Below are 2,485 nucleotides of genomic sequence, written 5' to 3'. Positions count from 1 at the left end.
CACGACCGCATCGCCCGCCACCAGCAGGATCGCGACGCGCTGTGGCACACGGTCGAAGCGCCGATGGCATTGGCGGAATCGATCTGCACCCACGCAGCACCCCGCCGCGTGCTGCTCATCGATTGCCTCACGCTCTGGACCTCCAACCTGCTGCTCGCCGACCAAGACATCGACGCCGCGACCGATGATCTGGTCGCCGCCATCGCCGCCGCGCCCGGCCCGATCATCCTCGTCGCCAATGAAGTCGGCCTCGGCATCGTTCCTGACAATGCGCTCGCCCGCCGGTTCCGCGATGCGGCCGGGCTGCTCAACCAACGCGTCGCCGCCACCGTGCGCGAAGTCCAGTTCCTCGCCGCAGGGTTGCCGCTGGCGCTCAAGGGGGCTGCCCCTCTGGCGCAACCGAGCGCAACCGGCTAGGCGATCATGCCATGACAACCCGTGACGACCTGACCCTGGCCAACCGCCTTGCCGATGCGGCGGGCGAAGCCATCCGCCCCTTCTTTCGCGCCCGCTACGATATGGAGCTGAAGGCCGACAAGTCGCCCGTGACCGAGGCCGACCGCGCCGCCGAAGCCGCGATCCGCGCGATCTTGGAAAAGGAACGGCCCGGCGATGGCATCATCGGCGAGGAATATGGATCGGTGCGCGAGGATGCCGAGCGGGTCTGGATTCTCGACCCGATCGACGGCACCCGCAGCTTCATCGCCGGGCGGCCGATCTTCGGCACGCTGATCGCGCTGACGCAGGGTGGCTGGCCGACCGTCGGCCTCATCGACCAGCCGATCGCGCGCGAACGCTGGGCGGGCATGTCGGGCCAGCCCACGACCTTCAACGGCCAGCCGATCCGCACCCGCGCCTGCCGCGCGCTGGAGGGGGCAGGCATCGCCACCACCAGCCCGCACCTCTTCGCCGATGGCGACGTGCCCCATTATATGGCGCTGGTCGCGGCCGTCTCCGGCGGTGCCCCGCGTCAGGGGCCGGTCTATGGCGGCGATTGCTATAATTACGGCCTGCTCGCGTCCGGCTTCCTCGACATCGTCATCGAATCAGGCCTGCAAAGCTATGATTTCGCGGCTCTGGTGCCGGTGGTCGAAGGTGCAGGCGGCCTGATGTGCGACTGGAATGGCGAACCGCTGACGGCGGACAGCGACGGTCATGTCCTGGCCTTGGGCGACCCCGCCCGACTGGAAGATGTGCTGGAAGCACTCGCCAGCGCCGCGCATGATCATGGTCACGATCACGACCATTAAATTTGCCTCCTTCCCCGGTGGGGAGGGGGAGCGAGGTGCAGCCGAGCGTCCGCGCTGGGGCAGTTGCCCAGCCCACTGACCATGCCCGCATAACCACTCCGTTCGTGCTGAGTAGGGGATGAGCGAAGTCGAAGACCCGTATCGAAGCATCATGCGCAGCGCCTAATCCTTCGATACGCCATTTCGACTTCGCTCAATGGCTACTCAGGACGAACGGTATGATAGGGACTTGGCACAAAGCCCCTCCCAGCCCCCTCAAAAAATCCCCAGAAACTTCTTCTTCTGGCTCTTCTGCTCGCTCTTGCTGCCTTCGCCCTTTTCGTCCTTCGCGGTCGTACCCTGGCCGACATCGTCGCGCGGATTGCCGCGCTTGGTGCGCTGCGCCACCGCATTGGCCCCCGACAGGATCGGGCCGCAGGCCGCGCCCTTGGCATCGCCCACATCGGCAAAGGCCAGCACCGCCGCCAGCGGCGTGCCCACCACGGCCAATCCCAAAGCCGCCCCGCCCCGCGCCATCAGTTCGGGGCTCACGACCGCCATACCGGGCCTGGCGAAATAGCCATTAATGCCGATCGGCGACTGGCCGGAAAACAGGCTGATCTTCTTGCTGTCGGCACGGAAGGCGATGTCGAGCCGCTCGTTGCGGAAGGAAAAGCCGCCGCGCCCGATCATGACATTCTTCTTCGTATCGATGAGGATTGGGTCCGCCGCCGCTACGCCATTGCGCACGGTGAAAGCGATCAGCCCGCAATTGATCTGCACCGGCTCCTTGAGCTTGCCCGCGAACATCTTGGTCGCGAAGGTGCCGATGTCGAGTTCCGACAATTGCACATTGCGCGCCCACATCGTGCCCGCGGGCAATATCACCGCGATCCGCCCGTTCGATGTCGCCAGCGAATCATGCAGCGTATCGCCCAGGCCCGTCATCTGTATCCGGCCCTTGATCGTGCCGGTGGTGCCTGATTGCTCCACGCCCCAGCGCGCCAGCAGCGTGCCCATCGGTGTCGGGGCCAGCCGAATATCGTAAGTCGTCCGCACCGGCGCGCCGCGCGCGTTGATCTCGATATCCGACGCGACCTGTCCGCCCGACATGGCGAATGTCAGCGGCGACAGCGTCAACACGCTGCGATCCAATTTCAGTGACAGGTCAATGTCGGAAATGGGGACATAGTCCGCCCGCACCCGCTTGACCTTATATTGCACCGTCGCATCGAAATTGCGGATCGCCTCGACCC

At 65.5% G+C, this 2,485-nt stretch carries 3 protein-coding genes; 2 read left to right on the top strand and 1 reads right to left on the bottom strand.

The features are described from left to right. Together IL54_RS25245 and hisN are read left to right on the top strand one after the other, a co-directional pair. Positions 1-417: bifunctional adenosylcobinamide kinase/adenosylcobinamide-phosphate guanylyltransferase (locus IL54_RS25245; RefSeq protein WP_076605445.1), on the top strand; the 417-nt coding region annotated here is incomplete at its 5' end. 11 nt (positions 418-428) lie between these two features. After that, complete coding sequence (hisN, locus tag IL54_RS01115; RefSeq protein ID WP_037472295.1) at positions 429-1,250, top strand: histidinol-phosphatase; 822 nt, start codon at positions 429-431, stop codon at positions 1,248-1,250. A 255-nt stretch (positions 1,251-1,505) separates the two neighbouring features. Here the strand turns inward: hisN and IL54_RS01110 are convergent. Continuing rightward, positions 1,506-2,485 (bottom strand): AsmA family protein (locus tag IL54_RS01110; protein WP_037472529.1); only part of this gene is annotated, 980 nt, incomplete at its 5' end.

Origin of the sequence: Sphingobium sp. ba1 (genome assembly GCF_000743655.1) — a bacterium.
GTDB lineage: Bacteria > Pseudomonadota > Alphaproteobacteria > Sphingomonadales > Sphingomonadaceae > Sphingobium.
The sequence above is the reverse complement of the archived record's forward strand: the minus strand, read 5'-3'. Positions and strand labels throughout refer to the sequence as shown.